General features: G+C 30.9%; 22 protein-coding genes. 15 read left to right on the top strand and 7 right to left on the bottom strand.

The window, feature by feature from the left end; all coding sequences use genetic code 11:
- Positions 1 to 63 precede the first annotated feature (63 nt).
- Genes M4I23_RS19940 through M4I23_RS09870 form a run of 12 tightly spaced genes read left to right on the top strand, consistent with a single transcriptional unit; the run spans position 64 to position 12,893 of the window.
- Positions 64 to 408: a polysaccharide deacetylase family protein gene (locus M4I23_RS19940; protein WP_368736178.1), complete on the top strand. Its 345-nt coding sequence runs from the start codon at positions 64 to 66 to the stop codon at positions 406 to 408.
- Positions 405 to 1,238, top strand: a complete 834-nt coding sequence (locus M4I23_RS09920; protein WP_249754282.1) for a GNAT family N-acetyltransferase — start codon at positions 405 to 407, stop codon at positions 1,236 to 1,238. Before M4I23_RS19940 ends, M4I23_RS09920 begins: the two co-directional genes overlap by 4 nt.
- 6 nt (positions 1,239 to 1,244) lie before the next feature.
- A complete protein-coding gene (locus M4I23_RS09915) occupies positions 1,245 to 2,654 on the top strand; it encodes a UDP-glycosyltransferase (RefSeq protein WP_249754281.1) in 1,410 nt (469 codons plus the stop codon).
- Positions 2,651 to 3,214 (top strand): serine O-acetyltransferase, encoded by a 564-nt coding sequence (locus tag M4I23_RS09910; RefSeq protein ID WP_249754280.1) that lies wholly within the window; start codon positions 2,651 to 2,653, stop codon positions 3,212 to 3,214. The genes M4I23_RS09915 and M4I23_RS09910 overlap by 4 nt, the downstream gene beginning before the upstream one ends.
- Positions 3,215 to 3,259: 45 nt before the next feature.
- Entirely contained in the window at positions 3,260 to 4,420 is a 1,161-nt protein-coding gene (locus tag M4I23_RS09905; RefSeq protein ID WP_249754279.1) for a glycosyltransferase family 4 protein, read from the top strand.
- Positions 4,401 to 5,933 (top strand): glycosyltransferase family 2 protein, encoded by a 1,533-nt coding sequence (locus M4I23_RS09900; protein ID WP_249754278.1) that lies wholly within the window; start codon positions 4,401 to 4,403, stop codon positions 5,931 to 5,933. The genes M4I23_RS09905 and M4I23_RS09900 overlap by 20 nt, the downstream gene beginning before the upstream one ends.
- Before the next feature lies 1 nt (position 5,934).
- Entirely contained in the window at positions 5,935 to 6,927 is a 993-nt protein-coding gene (locus M4I23_RS09895) for a glycosyltransferase family 2 protein (RefSeq protein ID WP_249754277.1), read from the top strand.
- Entirely contained in the window at positions 6,927 to 8,048 is a 1,122-nt protein-coding gene (locus M4I23_RS09890) for a glycosyltransferase (RefSeq protein ID WP_249754276.1), read from the top strand. Before M4I23_RS09895 ends, M4I23_RS09890 begins: the two co-directional genes overlap by 1 nt.
- A complete protein-coding gene (locus M4I23_RS09885; RefSeq protein WP_249754275.1) occupies positions 8,049 to 9,131 on the top strand; it encodes a glycosyltransferase in 1,083 nt (360 codons plus the stop codon).
- Positions 9,128 to 10,483, top strand: a complete 1,356-nt coding sequence (locus M4I23_RS09880) for an O-antigen ligase (protein ID WP_249754274.1) — start codon at positions 9,128 to 9,130, stop codon at positions 10,481 to 10,483. Before M4I23_RS09885 ends, M4I23_RS09880 begins: the two co-directional genes overlap by 4 nt.
- A complete protein-coding gene (locus M4I23_RS09875; protein WP_249754273.1) occupies positions 10,437 to 11,447 on the top strand; it encodes a glycosyltransferase family 4 protein in 1,011 nt (336 codons plus the stop codon). Before M4I23_RS09880 ends, M4I23_RS09875 begins: the two co-directional genes overlap by 47 nt.
- Positions 11,448 to 11,501: 54 nt before the next feature.
- Positions 11,502 to 12,893 (top strand): sugar transferase, encoded by a 1,392-nt coding sequence (locus M4I23_RS09870; protein ID WP_249754272.1) that lies wholly within the window; start codon positions 11,502 to 11,504, stop codon positions 12,891 to 12,893.
- A 59-nt stretch (positions 12,894 to 12,952) separates the two neighbouring features.
- On the opposite strand, the gene M4I23_RS09865 is transcribed toward M4I23_RS09870, so the two are convergent.
- Both M4I23_RS09865 and M4I23_RS09860 read right to left on the bottom strand, forming a co-directional pair.
- Complete coding sequence (locus M4I23_RS09865; RefSeq protein WP_249754271.1) at positions 12,953 to 14,125, bottom strand: DUF4105 domain-containing protein; 1,173 nt, start codon at positions 14,123 to 14,125, stop codon at positions 12,953 to 12,955.
- Between the two features lie 12 nt (positions 14,126 to 14,137).
- Positions 14,138 to 15,124 (bottom strand): PorV/PorQ family protein, encoded by a 987-nt coding sequence (locus tag M4I23_RS09860; protein ID WP_249754503.1) that lies wholly within the window; start codon positions 15,122 to 15,124, stop codon positions 14,138 to 14,140.
- 262 nt (positions 15,125 to 15,386) lie between these two features.
- Between M4I23_RS09860 and M4I23_RS09855 the strand changes: the two genes are divergently transcribed.
- From M4I23_RS09855 to M4I23_RS09845, 3 genes are read left to right on the top strand one after another with little or no spacing between them, the layout of a single operon-like run.
- Positions 15,387 to 16,139, top strand: coding sequence for a phosphatidylcholine/phosphatidylserine synthase (locus tag M4I23_RS09855; RefSeq protein WP_249754270.1), 753 nt, complete (start codon positions 15,387 to 15,389; stop codon positions 16,137 to 16,139).
- Between the two features lie 7 nt (positions 16,140 to 16,146).
- Positions 16,147 to 16,953, top strand: a complete 807-nt coding sequence (locus M4I23_RS09850; RefSeq protein ID WP_158844217.1) for a TerC family protein — start codon at positions 16,147 to 16,149, stop codon at positions 16,951 to 16,953.
- Between the two features lie 9 nt (positions 16,954 to 16,962).
- Positions 16,963 to 17,559 (top strand): hypothetical protein, encoded by a 597-nt coding sequence (locus M4I23_RS09845; RefSeq protein WP_158844215.1) that lies wholly within the window; start codon positions 16,963 to 16,965, stop codon positions 17,557 to 17,559.
- On the opposite strand, the gene M4I23_RS09840 is transcribed toward M4I23_RS09845, so the two are convergent.
- From M4I23_RS09840 to lptB, 5 genes are all read right to left on the bottom strand, one after another.
- Positions 17,560 to 17,733: an Arc family DNA-binding protein gene (locus tag M4I23_RS09840; protein WP_158844213.1), complete on the bottom strand. Its 174-nt coding sequence runs from the start codon at positions 17,731 to 17,733 to the stop codon at positions 17,560 to 17,562.
- A 2-nt stretch (positions 17,734 to 17,735) separates the two neighbouring features.
- A complete protein-coding gene (locus M4I23_RS09835) occupies positions 17,736 to 18,230 on the bottom strand; it encodes a hypothetical protein (RefSeq protein ID WP_249754269.1) in 495 nt (164 codons plus the stop codon).
- A 3-nt stretch (positions 18,231 to 18,233) separates the two neighbouring features.
- On the bottom strand, positions 18,234 to 19,094 hold the full coding sequence (locus M4I23_RS09830) for an SPFH domain-containing protein (RefSeq protein WP_158844211.1): 861 nt from the start codon (positions 19,092 to 19,094) through the stop codon (positions 18,234 to 18,236).
- Positions 19,095 to 19,302: 208 nt separating this feature from the next.
- Positions 19,303 to 19,746 (bottom strand): hypothetical protein, encoded by a 444-nt coding sequence (locus M4I23_RS09825; protein WP_249754268.1) that lies wholly within the window; start codon positions 19,744 to 19,746, stop codon positions 19,303 to 19,305.
- A gap of 74 nt (positions 19,747 to 19,820) precedes the next feature.
- Positions 19,821 to 20,561, bottom strand: coding sequence for an LPS export ABC transporter ATP-binding protein (gene lptB / locus M4I23_RS09820; RefSeq protein WP_158844209.1), 741 nt, complete (start codon positions 20,559 to 20,561; stop codon positions 19,821 to 19,823).
- Positions 20,562 to 20,578 lie beyond the last annotated feature (17 nt).

Below are 20,578 nucleotides of genomic sequence, written 5' to 3'. Positions count from 1 at the left end.
GTAGTGATAGAAGAGTTGTTTTCTAATTATTTTGATGAATCTGAAATACTTAATGATTTGTATATGACAAAGAATCAACTACAAGAATTAGCAAATTTAAAGTATTTAGGAAGTCATACACATAGTCACTATCCATTAGGTTTATTAGAAACTGACCATATAATTGAAGAATTAAAACAATCAAAAACCTATTTTGAAACTATTACACAATCTAAAATAGAAACCGTTGCTTATCCATACGGAACAGATGAAGCTTGCACTACTGCGGTTTCAAAACTAGCATCTGCTGCTGGGTATAAATTTGGTTTTACGACAAAACGAGGTACAAATTCTAATATAATGGACAAGCTGCTTTTAAATAGATTTGATTGTAATGATGTTGTGGGAGGTAAAAATTATAATTTATGATAACAAGAGAAGCTACTATAGACGATTGGGATAATCTACTCGTTTTTTTTACTAAAATATATAGAGTCAATCATCCTTTACACAAAAAAGAATTTTGGGAATGGCAATATGGTAATCCTAAGTTTGGACGTTCATTTATTTGCATGAATGATAAAGAAGAAGTTGTAGGTCATGTAGGAGCAAATTTTCAAGGCGGTTTAGCTTGGATTATTAATTTGTATTTAGATGGCGAATATAGAGGTCAAGGCATTTTAGGGAAGCTTCATGCTTTAGTAAGAAGTTACTATCCATTAGCAGCAACCGCGGTAAATGAAGCAGGTTTAGGTTTGTATAGAAATATGAGATGGATTCGTTATCATGATTTGGTTCGCTACGTTAAAGTTAATCCATCATTAAAGGATAAGTCTTTCCAATCTGTTTGTCATAAAGTTGACGTTAATTATAGTCCTTTAATAGATACTAAATCTCATTATTTTCAACAACCAGGAGTTAATGGTCTACTGTTTAACGATGGCTCGGAGGCTGTTAGTCAAGAAGATGTAGGAGGATTAAGAGCTGTTAAAATTTTAAATCTTGCTATTTTTGAAGCAGAAGCTTGGGCATTAGGCTATAATTGGATTGATTATATTACTTCTTGGAATAACTTAGAAGTTAAAAAACTTGAAAAGAATAGTTGGACTTTAGATTTTAAAAATATAGTACCTTGGCGTCTAAATCCAATTGAAGAAAACTATTTTTGCGATATTACATTTCTTTCAGAAAAACCTTTAAATAATGAGTTTATCGTACAAAGAAATTATTCAGATCATGGCAGAATAGGTAGTCTATAAAATTATATGAAAAACAAAAAAATATTTGTTTTGTTACCTTCAGGTATTGCGCTTCGTAATTTTGCTTTTACAAGCTTTAATGATGTAGCAAAAACAAAAAATCTCGATATTACATATTGGAATAGTACGCCATTTTCTGTTGCAGAAATGGGATATAACGAAGTAAAATTAACTAATATTAAAACACATTGGTTAACAGATATTTTAAAGAATGCTAGAAAACAAATAGAGCTAAATTTAAATATTAAAAACACAGGAGATACAATCTATAATGCATATCGGTTTCCTGCTAAGAATAATACATTAAAGAAGTTTATAAAAAATGCAATAACCAAGACTTTTATATTATTATATTCCTCAGAAAAAGGGCTTGAGAAAGTAAAAAATATAATTAATAAGAAAGAACGTACGACAGCGTATTACCAATCGTGTATTAAAACGCTACAAAAAGAAAAACCAGACTTTTTATTTTGCAGTAATCAGAGAATTGGTACCGCTATAGCGCCTTTATTAGCTGCACAAGATTTGAAAATTCCGACTGCCACATTCATTTTTTCTTGGGATAATTTACCAAAAGCAACACTTGTTGTAAATACAGATTTCTATTTTGTTTGGAGTGATTTTATGAAAAAAGAATTGCATAAATATTATCCTCGAATTAAATCTGACCAGATTGTAATTACAGGAACACCTCAATTTGAATCTCATTTTAATAGTGCAATAATTAAATCTAAAGACGCATTTTATACTGAGTATAATCTAAATCCTGATAAAAATTATATTTGTTTTTCTGGCGATGATATTACAACTTCTCCGGATGATCCAAAGTATTTAGATGACTTTGCAAAAGCCATTTCTGTATTAAATACAAGAGGATATAAACTTGGTATTTTACTAAGAAGAAGTCCAGTAGATTTTTCAGGAAGATATAACCCAATTATCGATAAATACAAAGATATAATTGTTGAAGTCGCACCTAAATGGCAGAATGTAAATAATACTTGGAATACGATGTTTCCTACTAAAGAGGATAATATCTTATTATCTAATACTATCGCACATACCTTGTTTGTTGTAAATTTAGGTTCATCTATGATTTTTGATTATGCTGCTTTTAATAAAGCTTGTGGCTATTTTAATTATAATCAAGAGGAGCAGTTAGATAGTGCATGGGATATCCACGTGTGTTATAAATATATTCATTTTCGCTCAATGCCAGAAGGGGCTGTGATTTACTTAAACAGTGCTGAAGACATCGAATCTAAAATTATAAGTGTTTTACAAAATACAACTAATACTATAGAACAAGCAAACTCATGGTTTGATACCATTTGTCAATCACCACAAGAAAAATCTACAGATAGAATTTTAGAGGCCATAGCACTAATTAGTTCTAAAAATAAAAATTTGTCATGAGTCATTCAAGTTTAAAACATATTCTGGGAGAAGATTTAAAGCGCTATGGTATTAATACTAAGCCTTCCTTTTTTAGAAATTTAAAACAGCTTTTATTTAATGGTGCTCCTGGTGTTAAATTTTCTATTGTTTTCAGAAATTGCCAGCACTATAGAAAAAAAAACAAACTGCTATTTTACTTCTTTTTCTTGTATTTAAGAAGGGTAAAATATAAATATGGTTTTGATATATCGTATCGCACAAACATAGGTAAAGGTTTATATATTGGGCATTTTGGAGGAGTGGTAATTCATGGTGATTCTATTATTGGCGAGTATTGTAATATTTCTCAAGGCATAACAATAGGTGTTTTAAATCGTGGAAAAAATAAAGGTGTGCCTAAAATTGGCAATAGTGTTTTTATCGGTCCAAATGCCGTTATTGTTGGAGGTATTGTAATTGAAAATGATGTTCTAATTGGTGCTAATAGCTTGGTTAATTTTGATGTAGAAGCTAATGCTGTAGTGGCGCCGTCACCTTCACAAATTACATCTTACAAAGGTTCAAAACACTATGTATAATATTTTGAATTTAATAAGTGCTTAAGTCTTTAATACATTAAATCTATGAAAATCGCATTTTTAACTCCAGAGTATCCTCATGAGCGTATTGGTCATTCTGGTGGTATTGGAACAAGTATTAAACATTTAGCAGTTGCTTTGCAAAGACAAGGACATGAGGTGTCATTACTTATCTATGGCCAAAAAGAAGATGCAACATTTGTATCGGACAATATTCAGTTTTTTAAAATAAAAAACGTTAAATTGAAGGGATTGTCGTGGTTTTTAACACGTAAGAAAATTCAAAAGCTAATAAATAGATTACATAAAGCGCAAAAAATAGACATAGTAGAAGCTCCAGATTGGACAGGTATAGCCTCGTTTATTAATATTAATTGCCCATTGATAATAAGGGAAAATGGGTCCGATACTTATTTCTGTCATTTAGATCACAGACCGGTTAAAGCCATTAATCGCTGTCATGAAAAGCAGGCTTTAAAATCTGTAGATGGTATTATTTCGGTAAGTCAATTTACAGGTGAGTTAACAAATAAGCTTTTCAATTTAAACAAACCATTTACCGTAATTCCAAATGCTGTTAATATTGAAGACTTTGAGCCTACAGATAGTCTTTCAGAAGAAAAAAATCAGACCATATTATACTTTGGTACACTAATAAGAAAAAAAGGACTTCTAGAGTTACCTTATATTTTTAATAAAGTTAACGAGAAGTATCCACATGCAGTACTTATCTTAGTTGGTAAAGACAGCCCAGATATTAAAACGCAAACGCAATCGACTTGGCAATTAATGCAACCGTTATTTACAGAAGCAGCGATTAAAAGAGTAAATTACGTGGGCGCAGTGCCATATTCTGAAATGAGAGCACATATAGAGAAAGCAACGTTGTGTGTTTTTCCTACTTTCGCGGAAGCATTACCAGTATCTTGGTTAGAAGCAATGGCCTTAAAAAAGCCTATAGTGGCATCAAATGTGGGTTGGGCAAAAGAAATTGTTGACGATGGCGAAGATGGTTTTTTAGTGCATCCAGAAGCACACGGAACTTACGCAAATAAAATCAATGAACTTTTAGATAATGAAACTTTAAGAAAGGAATTTTCAATTGCAGCAAGAAAGAAGATTATATCAAAATTTAGTTCAGAAATTGTTGCAAAGCAATCTGTCGAATTTTATAAAAAAACTATAGATGCTTATTCTTTTTCATAAAAACAATACCGTTGTTGAGGTTCTCGACACTATAACTAATAAGGTTATAGTAATTGAAGAAAAAGAACCTACAAAGGCATTGTTTGTTTTAGCGTCAAAGTATAGTAATTCTATTATTGCTTGGTGTCATATTTTAAATAAGAAAAGCATTAATATAGAAGTATTACAATCTTGTTTTACATCAAATACTGTTATGGTGTCTCATGGGAACTCTAGCTATTTAACCGATGCCATTGGTTATGTTGAAGATTCACTGTTTATTAATGTGAATAGAAAAACAAAGTTTGCTACTTGGCTAATGTCTAGTAATTGTGGCGCAATTTATGGTGAAAAACTTTTAATGTTTAAAGAATGCGTAAGTAATAGTAACAGTTTAGATTATAACCTAAATAGTATAGCAAAACTTGGAATGAAGAATGGTTTGCTTTGTTATTTTTCTTCAGAAATTATAAAAGATAATAAAGAAGTCTATTTAGATGAAAAAGCAAGTGAAACAGAGTTGTTTCAGTTTGTAAAAGAACATTTTAGAGCACGTTGGACGTTGTTATTATTTTTATATTTAATGATTTTTGAAAAGAAAATTTTATTATTTCCTTTAATAAAAAGTCTGTTATTTAAGCAGAAGACCTTTAATAAGTTTATAACTTCAGAAGCCATTACTGAAGAGTTAAAAGTAAACACATCAGTTTCGGTTTTAATACCAACATTAGGAAGAGCAAAATATTTATACGATGTGTTAAAGGATTTAGCAAAACAAACAGTAATGCCTACTGAAATTATAATTATAGAGCAAGACGATAGCGAAATTGCAAAATCTGAACTTAATTATATAACATCTGAAGATTGGCCATTTAAAATAGAGCATAGACTTATACCTCAAACAGGAGCTTGTAATGCTAGAAATATAGGTTTGCAATTGGTGACATCAGATTATGTTTTTATGGCAGATGATGATATTCGGTTTAATAAAAACACAATAAATGAAGCCTTGGTATTTATGCAAGCACACGATTTTAATGCGATTACTCTAAGTTGTTTAAGAGAGAATGAAACCGAAAAACGTAAAATACCGATACAATGGGCGGCTTTTGGATCTGGTTGTAGTATCGTAAAAACAAGTGTTTTAAGAAATTTGAAATTCGATATGGCTTTCGAACATGGTTTTGGAGAGGATACAGATTTTGGAATGCAGCTCAGAAATAAAGGTATTGATGTTATCTATTTGCCTTATGTACAATTAAAGCATCTAAAAGCACCTATTGGCGGTTTTAGAACAACATATATCCATGCTTGGGATAATGAAAAAGTAACGCCTAAACCATCACCAACGGTCATGCTTTACAATTTAAAATATAAAACTGTACAACAGTTAAATAGTTATAAACTAACATTATTTTTTAAGTTTTATAAAAAGCAAGCTATAAAAAATCCATTTATATACTATCGCGTGTTTAAAAAACGTTGGGAAATAAGTCAAGATTGGGCTAATAATTTGAAAAATAAGGCTGTTTAATATGAATTTTTCTCTACTAATTTGTACTTATATGCGTCCAAAAGCAATAATTAAGCTTTTGGAATCGGTAAACAAACAAACTCTTTATCCAAATGACATCATAATTATTGATGGTTCCACAAATAGGGATACCGAAATAATTTTAAAAGACAAAGCGTTTAAAAATCTAAGTTATTATAAAGTTGAAGCAGATAATAGAGGTTTAACAAAACAACGTAATTTCGGAATTACTCATGTTGGAAATACAATAGATATCGTTTGTTTTTTAGATGATGATGTCGTTTTAGAACCTCATTATTTTGAACAATTATTATCTACATATAAAACGCATCCAGAAGCATTAGCAGTTGGTGGTTATATAACTAATGAGATAGATTGGCAAAAACAAACTACAGAAAACGATACAAACTATTTTTATTATGATGGTTGGCAACGCAAAGAACCTTTACGTTTTAAAATAAGGAGGTTGTTTGGAGTTTTGCCTGATGTGCCTCCAGGGTTTATGCCTGCTTTTTCAAATGGGCGGTCAGTCAGTTTTTTACCCCCTTCGGGTAAAGTGTATCCAGTAGAACAAATAATGGGTGGTGTGTCATCTTATAAAAAGGAGGTATTTGAAACCTTAAATTTTTCAACATATTTTGAAGGTTACGGTTTGTATGAAGATGCCGATTTCTCTTTACGTATAGCTAAACAAGGGATGTTATATATTAATACTGCAGCACAATTAGCACATCATCATGAGCCTTCAGGCAGACCTAACAAGTTTAGTTATGGGAAAATGGTTATTAGAAATGGCTGGTATGTTTGGAGAGTTAAATATTCTAGTCCTTTATTAAAAGCTAAGTTGAAGTTTTATGCTACGTCGATATTGTTAACCTTAATTAGGGCGACTAATATTATTACGACTTCGGAACGAAAAAAAGCATTAACAGAAACTTTAGGTCGTGTTTTTGGCCTGTTTTCGCTTATATTTAACAAACCCAATATTAAATAATGCGCTTTTTAATTATTACTCATGTTTTTCATAAACCAAAAGTTCAGCAATGGTTTGCCTATGCACCTTATGTACGTGAGATGAATTTGTGGTTAAAACATGTGGATGAGGTTGAAATTGTTGCTCCAATAGCAGAAGATACTCCAATTTCAGAAATAGATATAGCTTATAGGCATAACAAGATTAAATTCACGCACATACCATCTGTAGCTTTTATTAATTTCAGTAGTGGTTTAAAGTCATTATTGGTCATACCATTTATTCTATTAAGATTATTTCAAGCATGTCGTCGTGCAGACCATATTCATTTAAGATGTCCAGGAAACATTGGCTTATTAGGGTGTTTTGTGCAGCTATTTTTTCCTAAGAAAATAAAAACAGCTAAGTATGCAGGTAATTGGGATCCAAATGCACAACAACCATTAAGTTATAACCTTCAAAAAAAAATACTTTCAAATACATCTTGGACTAAAAACATGACTGCTTTGGTTTATGGTGAGTGGGAAAATCAAACTAAAAATATCAAATCATTTTTCACGGCAACTTTTAAAAATATAGACAGAGAAGCGATTAATTTAAGAGACTATTCGGCTGATTTAAACTTTACATTCGTTGGTAGTTTAGTTGAAGGAAAACGTCCATTGTTAGCTATACAAATTGTTGAGGAATTAATTAAAAAAGGGATTCCGAGTTATCTGAAATTATTTGGTAATGGTATTTTAAAAGTTAAACTACAACAATATATAGACCAAAATAATTTAGGGAATTACATCGTTTTACACGGAAACCAAACTAGTGAAACTATTAAGAAGGCTTTAAAAACTTCTCACTTTACAATATTAGCTTCAAAGTCTGAAGGCTGGCCAAAAGCTTTAGCAGAAGCCATGTTTTTTGGTGTTATACCAATCGCAACAGCAATATCTTGTGTTCCCAATATGTTAGATAATGAGAATAGAGGGATTCTAATAGAACCTAATATAAATGATGCTCTTGTTAAGATTGAAGATACACTATCTAATAAAAATCGTTTAAAAGACATGTCGATACAAGCATCAGAATGGTCGCAATATTATACTTTAGATTTGCTTAATTCTGAAATTCAAAAATTAATAGTTACGTAAATGAAAGTACTTCAACTAATTGATAGCTTAGAAGCAGGAGGAGCAGAACGCGTTGCAGTTAATTATGCAAATGGTTTAGTGAATTATTTGGATGGTAGTTATTTGTGCGCAACAAGAGCGGAAGGTGTTTTAAAGTTTGGTCTAAGTAATACTGCAGGTTATTTGTTTTTAAATAAGAAGTCAACCATTGATATTAAAGCAATCAAATTTTTAAATGAATTTATTAGAAAAAATAAAATTGATATTATTCATGCACATTCGTCGTCATTTTTTTTGGGAACAATTATTAAAATTTTAAATCCAAAACTAAAATTGATTTGGCATGATCATTATGGTAACAGGGTTAATGATTCCTTTAACCATATTTTTATTTTAAAAATATGTTCATTATTTTTTTCTAGTGTTTTAGTAGTTAGTAATGATTTAAAGATATGGGCAAATAAAAAATTGATAGTAAATAGGGTAACTTATGTTCAAAATTATCCTCAACAAAACCTAGGTGAAGAAGCTACATTGCTTAAAGGTGAAAAAGAAAAAAGAATAGTATGTTTAGCAAACCTAAGACCAGATAAAAATCATGGGTTTTTGATCAAAACATTTAATGAAATAAGAAATTTATATCCTGATTGGACATTGCACTTAGTAGGTAAAGATAATTATGATGAATATTCAGTTAGCTTAAAAGAACTCATAAAAAAATTAGAACTTACAAAAAATGTCTTTTTATATGGTAGTTGTCCAGATATCTCAAATATATTAAGTCAGGTACAGATAGGCGTTTTGTCTTCAAAATCGGAAGGCTTACCTTTGGCCTTATTAGAATATGGTTTAGCTGGTTTAACTGTAGTTACTACTGATGTGGGCGATTGTTCTAAAGTTATTAAGAATGAGTCGTTAGGAATTCTTGTGAAGTCGGAAAACGAAAAACAATTATATTCAGGGCTTTTATCAGTTATTGGAAATAGGGAAGATGCTATTCTTATGGGAAAAGCTCTAAAAAATCATATAGAAAAAAACTTTTCAGAAGAAAAAAATATCCAAAGAGTTGTTGCCATTTATAAAGATGCTTTAAAAAACAAATGAAAAACACCTATTTAAAAACACTAGGCTTACATATTTTGTTAGGTATCATTGTATATCTCTTACGTGGGTATGGTAATCTTTTTTTATTCGGGATAGTTATTTATTTTGTTATAAAAATAATAAGTGCTCCCCAAAAGTTAAAAACTATTGAAATAATAAAGGCATGCACTTATGTTTTAGGATCAGAGGTTATTCTTAGAATGTCTGGAGGTATTTTATTTTATGAGGCGATCAAGTATTTGGTAATTATGTTTGTTGTTATGGGGCTTATGTATCGAGGTTTTAATAAAAAAGCGACAATCTATTTGTTGTATCTTATTTTGCTAATACCCAGTGTATATGTGTCTTTAGAATTGTTAGATACTGGAAGCAATATAAGAAAAGCTATTGCTTTTAATTTAAGTGGCCCTGTTTGTTTAGGTTTATCTGCTTTGTTTTGTTTTGGTGTTAAAATAAGCAAATCACAATTAGAGACTATTGTGAATTTTACTATATATCCACTTGTAAGTACGTTAGTTTATATTTTTTTATATAACCCTGATGTCTCTGCAGTTTCAACTGGTACTGGATCTAATTTTGCTTCTTCTGGAGGTTTTGGTCCTAATCAAGTGGCAACCATTTTGGGTTTAGGTCTGTTTTTAGTTGCGGTTCGCTTTTTCTATTTTAGTAAAACCAAATGGCTTAAGTATTTGGACTTATTACTGCTTTTTTTGTTTTCATTTAGAGCTATTGTAACGTTTAGTAGAGGTGGGGTCATAACAGCTATTCTTATGATTTTTGTTTTTATATTTATCCAATATAGAACTATGAATAAAAAAGATAAACGAGGAATGTTGATTTCTGTATTTCTTTTTATGACAATAGCCACTATAACTTGGGGTTTTTCAACGATTCAAACTAATGGTTTTATTGAAAAAAGATATGCCAATCAAAATGCTGTAGGCCAAGAGAAAGATGATGTTACTACAGGGCGAGGCGATTTGTTTTTATTTGAATTTGAAGAATTTAAAAATAATCCTTTTTTTGGTATAGGTGTTGGTAGAGCTAAAGAAATTAGATTTCAAAAAACAGGAATTCACGCAGCATCTCATAATGAAGTAAGTCGTATTATTGCAGAACATGGTTTATTCGGAGTTCTCGCTTTTTTAATTTTATTATTGGCTCCTCTATTTTTTAGAATGGGAAATAGAAGTAATGTACTTTTTTATTCATTTTATCTATTTTGGTTGCTCACTATAAACCATTCGGCCATGCGTATTGCAGCACCTGCATTTATATATGCATTAAGTTTATTACAAGTTGTAAATGAAAAAGATCCTGTACATAGGAAACAAATTATCGGAAAAGGGTAAAACCGAATCTACTATTGATACCTTAGGAAAAGGGCTATCAAGCTTAGGTTTCAATGTAACGTATGCGTCAACCTATTCAAACATGATTCTCCGGTTTCTCGATATGCTTTGGGCTGTTTTCAAACATAGAAAAACAACCGATTATGTGTTAATAGACACCTATAGCACGTTAAATTTTTATTATGCTTATACTGTAAGTCAATTATGCCACTACTTTAAATTAAAATATGTTCCTATTTTACATGGAGGTGAATTACCGAAAAGGTTAAAGAAATCACCTAGATTATCTCAAGCCTTATTTAAACATGCTTACAAGAATGTAGCGCCTTCTCAATACTTAAAGTCGCATTTTGAAGCAAATAATTTTAATAATTTAGTATTCATACCAAATTCTATTAAGATTGGAGGTTATAAATTTCAACTAAGAACCTATGAATCTGTTAACTTATTATGGGTACGGTCTTTTTCTAAAATATACAATCCATCATTAGCGATTAAAATTTTAAAAGCTTTAAAAGATGAAAATATCGAAGTTAAGTTATGTATGATTGGCCCCGAAAAAGATGGTAGTTTGGAAGCGTCCAAATTATTAGCAGAAAAATTAAAAATTGAAGTTGAATTTACTGGGCGATTATCAAAACAGGAATGGCATAAAAAAGCTAAAGATTACAATGTTTTTATAAACACAACAACTATTGATAATGCGCCTGTAAGTGTTATAGAAGCTATGGCATTAGGCTTGCCAGTGATATCTACAAATGTTGGAGGGATGCCTTTTTTAATTAAAAATAACAAGGAAGGTATACTAGTTGAATCAAATAATACTAAAGCATTTTTGTCTGCCATAAAGGAAATAGCTTTTAACCCCGTAAAAGCTAATGAAATATCAAATGAAGCAAGGAAAAAAGTAGAGGACTATGATTGGGAAAAAGTTAAACTTCAATGGCGTAATCTCTTGAGTTAAACAAGGGCTGTCTTGTTTACTTTTATATCTTTACACTTCTAAACTAGCAAAAAAATGTTTAATAACGGTATACATTTTGATATTTCAGAACGCAAGGTTCTTTTGCGTATCATAGATATTCTATCTGTGCTAGTTGTGTTATATGTGGTTAGTAATATTTTTGATTTCAATTATTTTATTATCAACAAAGAGAACTGGAAATGGGTATTTATCCTCATTTTATATATATCCGTATTCGGAACTATTTTTGAACTATACGATTTGCAAAAATCTAGTAAAATAGATAAAACGTTCGCAAATATTGTTTTTACAGCTTCTACAACCGTTTTGTTTTATTTTTTAACTCCAATTTTAACCCCTGTTCTACCTGATAATAGATTACAAATACTATATTTTTATTGTTCTATAGTCTCAGCATTATTCATTTGGCGATGGGTTTATGTTACATTTATTACGTCTCCTCGGTTTTATAAAAAAGCGTTAATAGTCGGGGAAATTTCGAGTATTCAATCTATTGTAGATGCTTTTAGAAATTCCGATCCTAATTATCAAATTGTAGGTTTTATTAATTGTGAAACGGAAAAAGGTGAAAGTATAAAATTTAATGGGGCGAAAGAATTTAGTCCAAAGGAAATTCATCAAGTTATCAAACAAGAGAATATATCCGAAATTGTTATAGCAAGTTATAATTCCGAGACCATAACACCGAGTATTTATCGCGATTTAATAACATTATTGGAAAACGGTTTTCCTATTAAGGAATATACTCAGGCTTATGAGGAAATGACTCAACGTGTACCTGTACAATTTGTTGGTAAAGATTTTTACAAGTATTTTCCCTTTAGCCGAAGCAATCATAATAAGTTATATTTATTTTTCCGAAGAGTGTTTGATATTGCTATTTCAATCATTGGTTTATTAATAAGTTTAGTTTTTCTTCCTTTAATTTTAGTAGGAAATTTAATAGGAAATAGAGGAGCACTTTTTTATACACAAAAGCGAATAGGTAAAAATGGTAGGCCTTTTCAGATTATAAAATACAGAAGTATGATTGAAAATGCTGAAAAAGATGGTGCTGTTTGGGCTCAGAAAAATGATATAAGAATTACACCGTTTGGTAAGTTTCTAAGGCATTCTAGGTTAGATGAAATCCCTCAGTTTATAAATATTTTAAAAGGAGAAATGAGTTTAATTGGTCCTAGGCCAGAACGTCCTCGTTTTGTTGCAGAACTTTCTGATTTATTGCCCTTTTACGAAACTCGACATATTGTAAAACCAGGACTTACAGGTTGGGCTCAAGTAAAAATAAGGTATGGTAGCTCTGTTGATGATAGCTTATTAAAACTTCAATACGATTTATATTATATAAAACACCGTAGTTTTTTCTTAGATCTTAATATTGTTGTAAAAACAATAAGTACCATGATTTTCTTTAGGGGACAATAAATGATTCTTCTGTTTTAATTTATTGTGTTTACAAGTGTGATCTCGTTGTTTATTAAGTATTAACTTCTATTAAAATACTTTATCAAAAACACATACCTAATAAATAGCGCTACTAATAACGGTATTAATGCAATAGAGAATACTTGAACACCAATAAGCCAATGCAAGGTTAGCAAGCACAATAGAATCACTAAAAGCTTTAAGTATTTCACAAACCATGCACTAGGAGTTTTCTTAAAAAGTTGTCCGATCACAAAAATATTAAGAACAAAAGCCCAAAGGAGATTGTAATTTTGATGCGTTCCTGTATGGTCCGTAGCAAACCAAAGTAGTAAAATAAGAACGCCAAGAAGTCCCGTTGTGATAAATAGCGTAACATCTATCCAATTACTTCGTGTATTATTTTTGTAGTCTTTAAACGTTATAAAAAGGATGAACAAACCAATAAGGCTAAAAACAAAAATAGGACTTGTAGTAAATGATTCGGACTTAATTATTTTTTTTCGATTATACAAAAGATGGTTTTGCTTTACTAAAGGCTTGTTTCCGTTACCTATAGTTGCTACTTCAAAGAATTTATAGATGTTTTCTGGAAGAAACATGTGTTCCTCGGGTGTTGCTTGCCTATCAATTACAGAACCTAAAGCCAAATCAATCCCAAAACTGCCCCAAGAATTTTTGTTTACTTTACCATAAATTAAAGTTCTGAAAGTTGCATCTTTAAAATCTTTTGGTTTATTGAATGTTATGGTATTATTAACCGCTAAATTGGTAACATCTTTAATTTTAGTGGCACAATTATCAAAAAAGAATTCGTACAAATACCTTCTATTTTTAGGTTTGTAATTATTAACTAAAAAGTCGTAAAGTTTTTGTTTTTCAGCTTGAGATAAATTTAAAACTTGTGCTTTTATACTTCGGTTATAATAAATATAAACTTGATAAAATCGATTAAATTCAGTTTTACTAATTAAATAATTCAATTTTCCTTGAGCAAATTTCAAATAAAAATTAGGAGAGTCAAAATCGTATTCTCCATAGCCATAAACTACATCTAAACCTCTAGAAGTGTCTTTTATTCTAAATCCACTATGCCCAAAGGCATCGTTTAATTCTGTACCTGGGCCTACGGTAAGCACGCTTATTTCAGCATTGTTAGATAGTAAAACATCTTGAGCTTGTATGATTTCAAATGAAAATAAAAGAAGAAGTAAAAAGAATATTTTTTTCATAAACATTGAATATTATCTAAAGGCACTTAAATCTATCTTTAAGGAAAAAACATTAGAATATAGAGCCACACTTTGGTCTCCAATATCGGTAAAAGCGTAATCTATTTGAATGCCATTATATTTAAAACCAACACCAAAACTAGGTTGAAAGCTAAGTTGTTCTGTGTTATCAAGCTGTAGTTCATTTTGGAAATTGCCCATTCCGGCACGTAAATAAACCATGTCAATATACCCAAATTCGAAACCTAAAGCAGGGTTAATACTAGCAACCGATGTTGAAATAAGATCATTATTTTCTTCAAACCTCACGTTTAAATTAACAGCAGTTAATAATGTATAATCATAATTAAAATCAACAAGTTTAGAAATTCCTATTTGTATTTTAGGAATGGTAATTTCGGTAGTTTCAGGTAGTTCTTGGTTTTGTCCTTCAACAGCATCTTGTACAGTTGCAAATTCTTCCTCATCAATGGCCCAAGCATTAAAAGTTGTGGTGATATCACGAGCCATAATACCAAACTTCCAATCGTTATCTGTTTCAAACTGAATACCTAAATCGAAACCAAAACCCCAAGAAGACGCAAAGTCACCAATAATACGGCGAATAACTTTGGCATTTATTCCGTAATTTAAACCTTGTACAGGTAATGCTCTTGCGTACGAGAATGTTAAACCATAATCGGCCGTGGAAAATAAACTAATCCTATCGTAATTAATATTTCCTTGATCGTCTATAAGTTGTGTAGTGTTCAAAATATCATCAACAGCAAAACGAATTAGGGAGATTCCAATAGCACTTCTATCATCTAAAGGCATAGCAAAAGCAGCATAATCGTAATTTGCAATATTTGCAAAATAGCTAGAATGCATTAATGAAAGCTGATTGTCTTCTAATTTTAAAAGCCCAGCAGGATTCCAATACCCGGAATTAACATCTGCAGAATGCGAAGTTACTGCGCTACTCATACCAAGAGCAGCTGCGTCCACGCCAATATTCATGAATTCGTTCGAATATTTCCTAACCGTTTGGCCGAATACCGAAATAGAGATTACAAAGAATAAAGTAGCAAAGTTAAGTTTCAATCGAAAATTTTTTACAAAGATGCACATAATAGCTATTTAATCATAAAATTTCAAATTGAAACTTCAACTTATTTAATGCCAAATGGCGTATTATTTAAGACTATAAAACTTGAATTTACTATAGATATTGTTTTAGACGAAAATTGTTTGCTATTTTTACAAAATTAAATCATTAAATATGAAGAAACACATTCCTAATGCTATTACCCTTTTAAATTTGTTAAGTGGCTGTATAGCCGTTATTTTAGCAGTAAATGATGATTTTGTTGCGGCGGCATTATTTGTGTTCTTAGGTATATTTTTTGATTTTTTTGATGGTTTTGCAGCTAGAAAGTTAAACGTTTCTAGTCCGTTAGGTTTGCAGTTAGATTCATTGGCAGATATGGTAACTAGTGGCTTGGTACCGGGAATTATTATGTATAAGCTGTTATTATTAGCAAGTGGTAATTTTGTAGATTACTCTGAAGCTTCGCATTGGCAAGAACATTCCAGTTGGATTGGGACTAACTTACAAGTCCTGCCACTAATGGGCTTATTAATTACTTTAGCATCGGCATATCGATTAGCTAAATTTAATATAGATGAAGATCAACAAACGTACTTTAAAGGCTTGCCAACGCCAGCAAATGCGTTATTAATTCTATCATTACCTCTTATTCTTGAATTTCAGAATAACGATATTATAAATTCTATTATTTTAAATAAGTGGTTTTTAATCGCGCTTACTTTACTTAGTTGCTACATATTAAATGCTAACATAAAACTTTTCGCCTTAAAATTTAAAAACTATGGTTTTAAGGATAATGTAGTGCGCTATGTTTTTCTAATTTTGTGCGTGGTACTTTTAATTGTTTTACAATTTGCAGCTATACCATTAATAATAATACTTTATATAATTTTGTCTGTTTTAGATAATTTAAACTCCAAATAATTTACCAATGTTAGAAAACATTTTCACGCTATTAATGCTAATTCTTTTACAAGCCGTTTTAGGATTCGATAACTTATTATACATTTCTTTAGAAAGTAAAAAAGCCCCAGAAACAGAACAAAAACGTGTTCGTAAAGTGGGGATTTTAATTGCCATTGTTTTAAGAATCGTACTTTTATTTGTATTAGTTTCAATTATTGGGTTTTTTAAAGAACCGTTTTCATTCTTAACAGGCGGTATAGCAGATATTCTTCATTTTGCATTTAATGGTCACAGTATTATTGTTTTAGTCGGTGGCGGATTCATAATTTATACGGCAATAAAGGAAATTTGGCATATGATTTCTAATCACGATTTAACGCATAATGTAGAAGGAGGTGGTAAACGTTTAAAATCTGCCAACGCCGTAATTACGAGTATTGTAATTATGAATTTAGTGTTTTCATTCGATTCTATTTTGGCAGCAATTGGGCTTACTAGTCATTTAGAGAGTAGTACAACAGCATTTATTATAATGGCAATTGCTATTGTGGTAAGCGGATTGTTAATGCTCGTTATGGCCGATAAAATTTCTTCATTTTTGGCAAAAAATCGTATGTACGAAGTGCTTGGTTTGTTTATTCTGTTTATAGTTGGGATTATGTTAGTTACCGAGGGAGGTCATTTAGCACACATTAATATATTTGGTGAAAATATTGAACCAATGAGTAAAACCACTTTCTATTTTGTATTAGCCGTTTTGGTTATTGTAGATGTAGTACAAGGGCGTTATCAAAAGAAATTATTAAAAGAACAAGCATCAAAGAACAAATAATTTATCTAGATGAAAAATATAACATTTCCTTTAAATTTTAAGTTTAACATTTCAACGTTTGCAAACGATTTTGTAGCTACAGATGCTTCGGGATCTACAGTTGCCTATGTAAAACAAAAAATGTTTAAGCTTAAAGAAGATATTCTTATTTATGACAATGAAAATAAGACTGAAGTAAATTATAGAATTAATGCCGATCGTTGGATCGATTTTTCTGCTGCCTACAGTATGAAAGATAAAAAGGGTACAGAACTTGGTAAAATAGCAAGAAAAGGATGGAGATCCATTTGGAAAGCTGAATATGAACTTATAGATCAAAATCAGAAATTGCAATACCATATTCGTGAGGATAATGCTTGGATAAAGGTGTTTGATTCTATGTTTGGGGAAATTCCTATTCTCGGCCTTTTTACTGGTTATTTTTTCAATCCGAGTTATAGTGTGCTTGATTTGAATAAAAAACCAATAGTTAAACTTAAAAAAGAAGGTTCGTTTTTTGGAAGAAAATTTAGTGTATCTAAATTGGAAACTATTGATGCAGATGATGAATACCGCATTGTTTTAGGTTTAATGATGATGGTATTATTAGAAAGAAGAAAAGGATAATTAATCCGAGGAATTATTTTTAGGTTTTGGGTTGCGCTTAGCTTTTTTTAAACTTTCATTAAGCATCCATTCCAACTGTCCATTAGTGCTGCGGAACTCATCCGCAGCCCATTTCTCAATAGCCTTCAGCATATCCTCATTAATACGTAATGCAAAAGCCTTTTTTTTAGCCATAATTAATTTTTATTAAAATATCTGTTTATAACAGTGTTGGCATCGTTTTTCTTTAAAGTACCAATTAATATCTTTTTACCATTTTTAAGCTTGAGCTGAATGCCAGTGTTTCCACTAACATTTATAGCGATACCTCTAATTTTTTTTCCAAAGAAAGTACCTTTTACGCCATAGCCGCCATATTCTGAAAAAGCATTATAATTTCGAGTTTTTGCAGTTTCAATATCTCGCCAAAATATGGTTTTCAATTTTAAATGAAAAGGAAAAAACTGATAATGTATACCAACCTCGTCAATTCGGGTTCTAAGTTTAAATAGGAATATTAATCCGGTGGCAGCTAAAATGATGGCTAACGTTCCGAAGTATTCTGTGATATCTCTGTTTCTTGATTTTAAAAACTCATTAGAAACAAAGATTATTGCAATAACAGCTTGAATGGTTAGTAGCGTAATAATCCAAGTTTGTGTAAACCGTTGTTCTTCCTTAAAAACACGCATTTTTTATTGATTTAAAGTTCCTGTGTTCAACACGGGAGAGGCATCCTTATCACCACAAAGTATCACCATTAAGTTACTAACCATGGCGGCTTTGCGATCCTCATCTAAATCTACAATTTGTTTTTTACCTAATTCTGCAAGAGCCATTTCAACCATGCTAACGGCACCTTCAACAATTTTATGTCTGGCGGCAACAATAGCTGTGGCTTGTTGGCGTTTTAGCATAGCATTTGCAATTTCTTGCGCATAGGCTAAATAACCAATTCTAGCCTCTAAAACTTCAATTCCTGCAATAGATAAGCGTTCTTCTATTTCCTTTTCTAAAGCTTCGCTAACTTCATTCACGCTCGATCTTAGTGTAATGTCTTCGGTTAAACCTTCATCTGCAAAATTATCATACGGATACATACTTGCAAGTTTTCTAACAGCAGCATCGGTTTGTACACGTACAAAATTTTCAAAATCGTCCACGTCAAAAGCAGCTTTATATGTGTCTTTTACGCGCCAAACTAAAATGGTGCTAATCATAATTGGGTTACCTAGTTTGTCGTTTACTTTTAAACGCTCACTATCAAAATTTCTAGCACGTAAGGAAATTTTCTTCTTAGTATAAAAAGGTAATACCCAAAACAGACCATTCTTTTTAACGGTTCCCACATATTTTCCGAAGAGCAATAATACTCTTGCGTTGTTTGGTTGCACCATTAAAAATCCTGGAATAAAGAAAAAGACGGTAAGTGTTATGGTGAAAAAAGAAGATTCTTTTGTGAAAATAGCTAGAAATATACTTCCGCAAAAAAGAAGAGCCGTTAAAAATAGAATAAGATAACCGTTTGCAGGAACAATAATTTTTTCTTCTTTCATGATTGATATGTTAAGTTTAAAATGATATTATTTTGATATCATAAAGATATGAAATAATTTTTAAACTTTCCAAATGTATTTTAAAATAGGTCTGGTTTGTATAAAAGAAAATATTTTAGGTATAATTATAAATGGGGAGTTCGAAACCATAAAACCTAAAGTGAATGGTTCTCTAATGAAATAGATTAATTTTTTAATATGAAATAAATTAACACATCGTGTTGTTGAGAATTATAAATAAACCAACAATTATAATGAGTGGTAATGCTGATAAAACAAATGAATAAAAAATATAATAATCAATTTGTTTAATGTCCCCTTTATTATCTACCCAAATACCATCACTTAATTTTCTGCGAATGGTTTGAAAAGGTTCTTTTTTAAATAGTTTTTTAAAAAGACAAGTAGTTCCTTTTGCTAAATTTAAAGTGATAAATGGAGAGGAGGTTAGAAGAATACATTGAAAAGGGCATAAGTGGTTCCAGTCCAATAGCTCCATAATAATACCAGAAAAAACAAGTATCAGCGTAATTTTTAAATACGTTATGTAACGTTTGTTTTGTTTTAAATCTTCCGATGTTGTTATAATTAACAGTGTGAATAACTGAATAAATATAATAAGCATATAAAAGTAAACTTCGGAAAGCGTCATTTTAAAAAGAGTGGATTCCGCATTAAACGCGGAATGACAAAAAAAACATGGAATAATGAAAAAGTAGTTAAGCTTTAATCACGAATTTTCTTTTTACGTAACTCGAAATTCTGACCTAAATATACCTTACGCACCATTTCGTCACTAGCAAGTTCTTCGGGTTCACCGGCTTTTAAAATACTACCTTCAAACATTAAGTATGTTCTATCGGTAATGGCAAGGGTTTCTTGTACGTTATGATCGGTAATTAAGATTCCAATATTTTTTTTGGTAAGTTGTGCTACAATACGTTGAATATCCTCAACAGCCACAGGATCTACACCTGCAAAAGGTTCATCTAATAAAATAAAACTAGGGTCGGTTGCAAGAGCACGAGCAATTTCTGTTCTTCGACGTTCTCCACCAGATAATAAATCGCCTCGAGATTTTCTAATATGTCCTAAACCAAACTCTTCAATAAGCGATTCCATTTTGTATACTTGCTCTTTTTTACTCAGTTTAGTAAGTTGCAACACACTTAAAATATTATCTTCAATACTTAATTTTCTAAAAACCGAAGCTTCTTGTGCTAAATAACCAATACCATGCTGTGCACGTTTGTACATCGGGTAGTTGGTAATTTCTTTATTATCAAGAAAAATATGTCCGCCGTTAGGTTTTACCAAACCTACAATCATGTAAAAAGAAGTTGTTTTTCCGGCACCATTAGGGCCTAAAAGTCCAACAATTTCACCTTGATTAACTTCAAGAGAAATATCTTTTACAACTTTTCGTCCGCTGTAGGACTTCATTAAATTTTCGGCTTTTAAAATCATATCTTTATAATGAACGT

It is taken from the genome of Algibacter sp. L4_22 (assembly GCF_023473045.1).
In the GTDB taxonomy this organism is placed as follows: Bacteria; Bacteroidota; Bacteroidia; order Flavobacteriales; family Flavobacteriaceae; genus Algibacter.
The sequence above is the reverse complement of the archived record's forward strand: the minus strand, read 5'-3'. Positions and strand labels throughout refer to the sequence as shown.

What these genes read in the sequence shown, in the direction of transcription:
- M4I23_RS09860 (WP_249754503.1), bottom strand. Translation starts at nt 15,124, where the DNA reads ATGAATATTGGCGTGGACGCAGCTGCTCTTGGTATGAGTAGCGCAGTA.
- M4I23_RS09885 (WP_249754275.1), top strand. Translation starts at nt 8,049, where the DNA reads ATGAAAGTACTTCAACTAATTGATAGCTTAGAAGCAGGAGGAGCAGAA.
- M4I23_RS09835 (WP_249754269.1), bottom strand. Translation starts at nt 18,230, where the DNA reads ATGCGTGTTTTTAAGGAAGAACAACGGTTTACACAAACTTGGATTATT.
- M4I23_RS09825 (WP_249754268.1), bottom strand. Translation starts at nt 19,746, where the DNA reads ATGACGCTTTCCGAAGTTTACTTTTATATGCTTATTATATTTATTCAG.
- M4I23_RS09905 (WP_249754279.1), top strand. Translation starts at nt 3,260, where the DNA reads ATGAAAATCGCATTTTTAACTCCAGAGTATCCTCATGAGCGTATTGGT.
- M4I23_RS09910 (WP_249754280.1), top strand. Translation starts at nt 2,651, where the DNA reads ATGAGTCATTCAAGTTTAAAACATATTCTGGGAGAAGATTTAAAGCGC.
- M4I23_RS09850 (WP_158844217.1), top strand. Translation starts at nt 16,147, where the DNA reads ATGTTAGAAAACATTTTCACGCTATTAATGCTAATTCTTTTACAAGCC.
- M4I23_RS09875 (WP_249754273.1), top strand. Translation starts at nt 10,437, where the DNA reads ATGAAAAAGATCCTGTACATAGGAAACAAATTATCGGAAAAGGGTAAA.
- M4I23_RS09855 (WP_249754270.1), top strand. Translation starts at nt 15,387, where the DNA reads ATGAAGAAACACATTCCTAATGCTATTACCCTTTTAAATTTGTTAAGT.
- M4I23_RS09845 (WP_158844215.1), top strand. Translation starts at nt 16,963, where the DNA reads ATGAAAAATATAACATTTCCTTTAAATTTTAAGTTTAACATTTCAACG.
- M4I23_RS09900 (WP_249754278.1), top strand. Translation starts at nt 4,401, where the DNA reads ATGCTTATTCTTTTTCATAAAAACAATACCGTTGTTGAGGTTCTCGAC.
- M4I23_RS19940 (WP_368736178.1), top strand. Translation starts at nt 64, where the DNA reads ATGACAAAGAATCAACTACAAGAATTAGCAAATTTAAAGTATTTAGGA.
- lptB (WP_158844209.1), bottom strand. Translation starts at nt 20,561, where the DNA reads ATGATTTTAAAAGCCGAAAATTTAATGAAGTCCTACAGCGGACGAAAA.
- M4I23_RS09920 (WP_249754282.1), top strand. Translation starts at nt 405, where the DNA reads ATGATAACAAGAGAAGCTACTATAGACGATTGGGATAATCTACTCGTT.
- M4I23_RS09840 (WP_158844213.1), bottom strand. Translation starts at nt 17,733, where the DNA reads ATGGCTAAAAAAAAGGCTTTTGCATTACGTATTAATGAGGATATGCTG.
- M4I23_RS09830 (WP_158844211.1), bottom strand. Translation starts at nt 19,094, where the DNA reads ATGAAAGAAGAAAAAATTATTGTTCCTGCAAACGGTTATCTTATTCTA.
- M4I23_RS09865 (WP_249754271.1), bottom strand. Translation starts at nt 14,125, where the DNA reads ATGAAAAAAATATTCTTTTTACTTCTTCTTTTATTTTCATTTGAAATC.
- M4I23_RS09915 (WP_249754281.1), top strand. Translation starts at nt 1,245, where the DNA reads ATGAAAAACAAAAAAATATTTGTTTTGTTACCTTCAGGTATTGCGCTT.
- M4I23_RS09895 (WP_249754277.1), top strand. Translation starts at nt 5,935, where the DNA reads ATGAATTTTTCTCTACTAATTTGTACTTATATGCGTCCAAAAGCAATA.
- M4I23_RS09880 (WP_249754274.1), top strand. Translation starts at nt 9,128, where the DNA reads ATGAAAAACACCTATTTAAAAACACTAGGCTTACATATTTTGTTAGGT.
- M4I23_RS09870 (WP_249754272.1), top strand. Translation starts at nt 11,502, where the DNA reads ATGTTTAATAACGGTATACATTTTGATATTTCAGAACGCAAGGTTCTT.
- M4I23_RS09890 (WP_249754276.1), top strand. Translation starts at nt 6,927, where the DNA reads ATGCGCTTTTTAATTATTACTCATGTTTTTCATAAACCAAAAGTTCAG.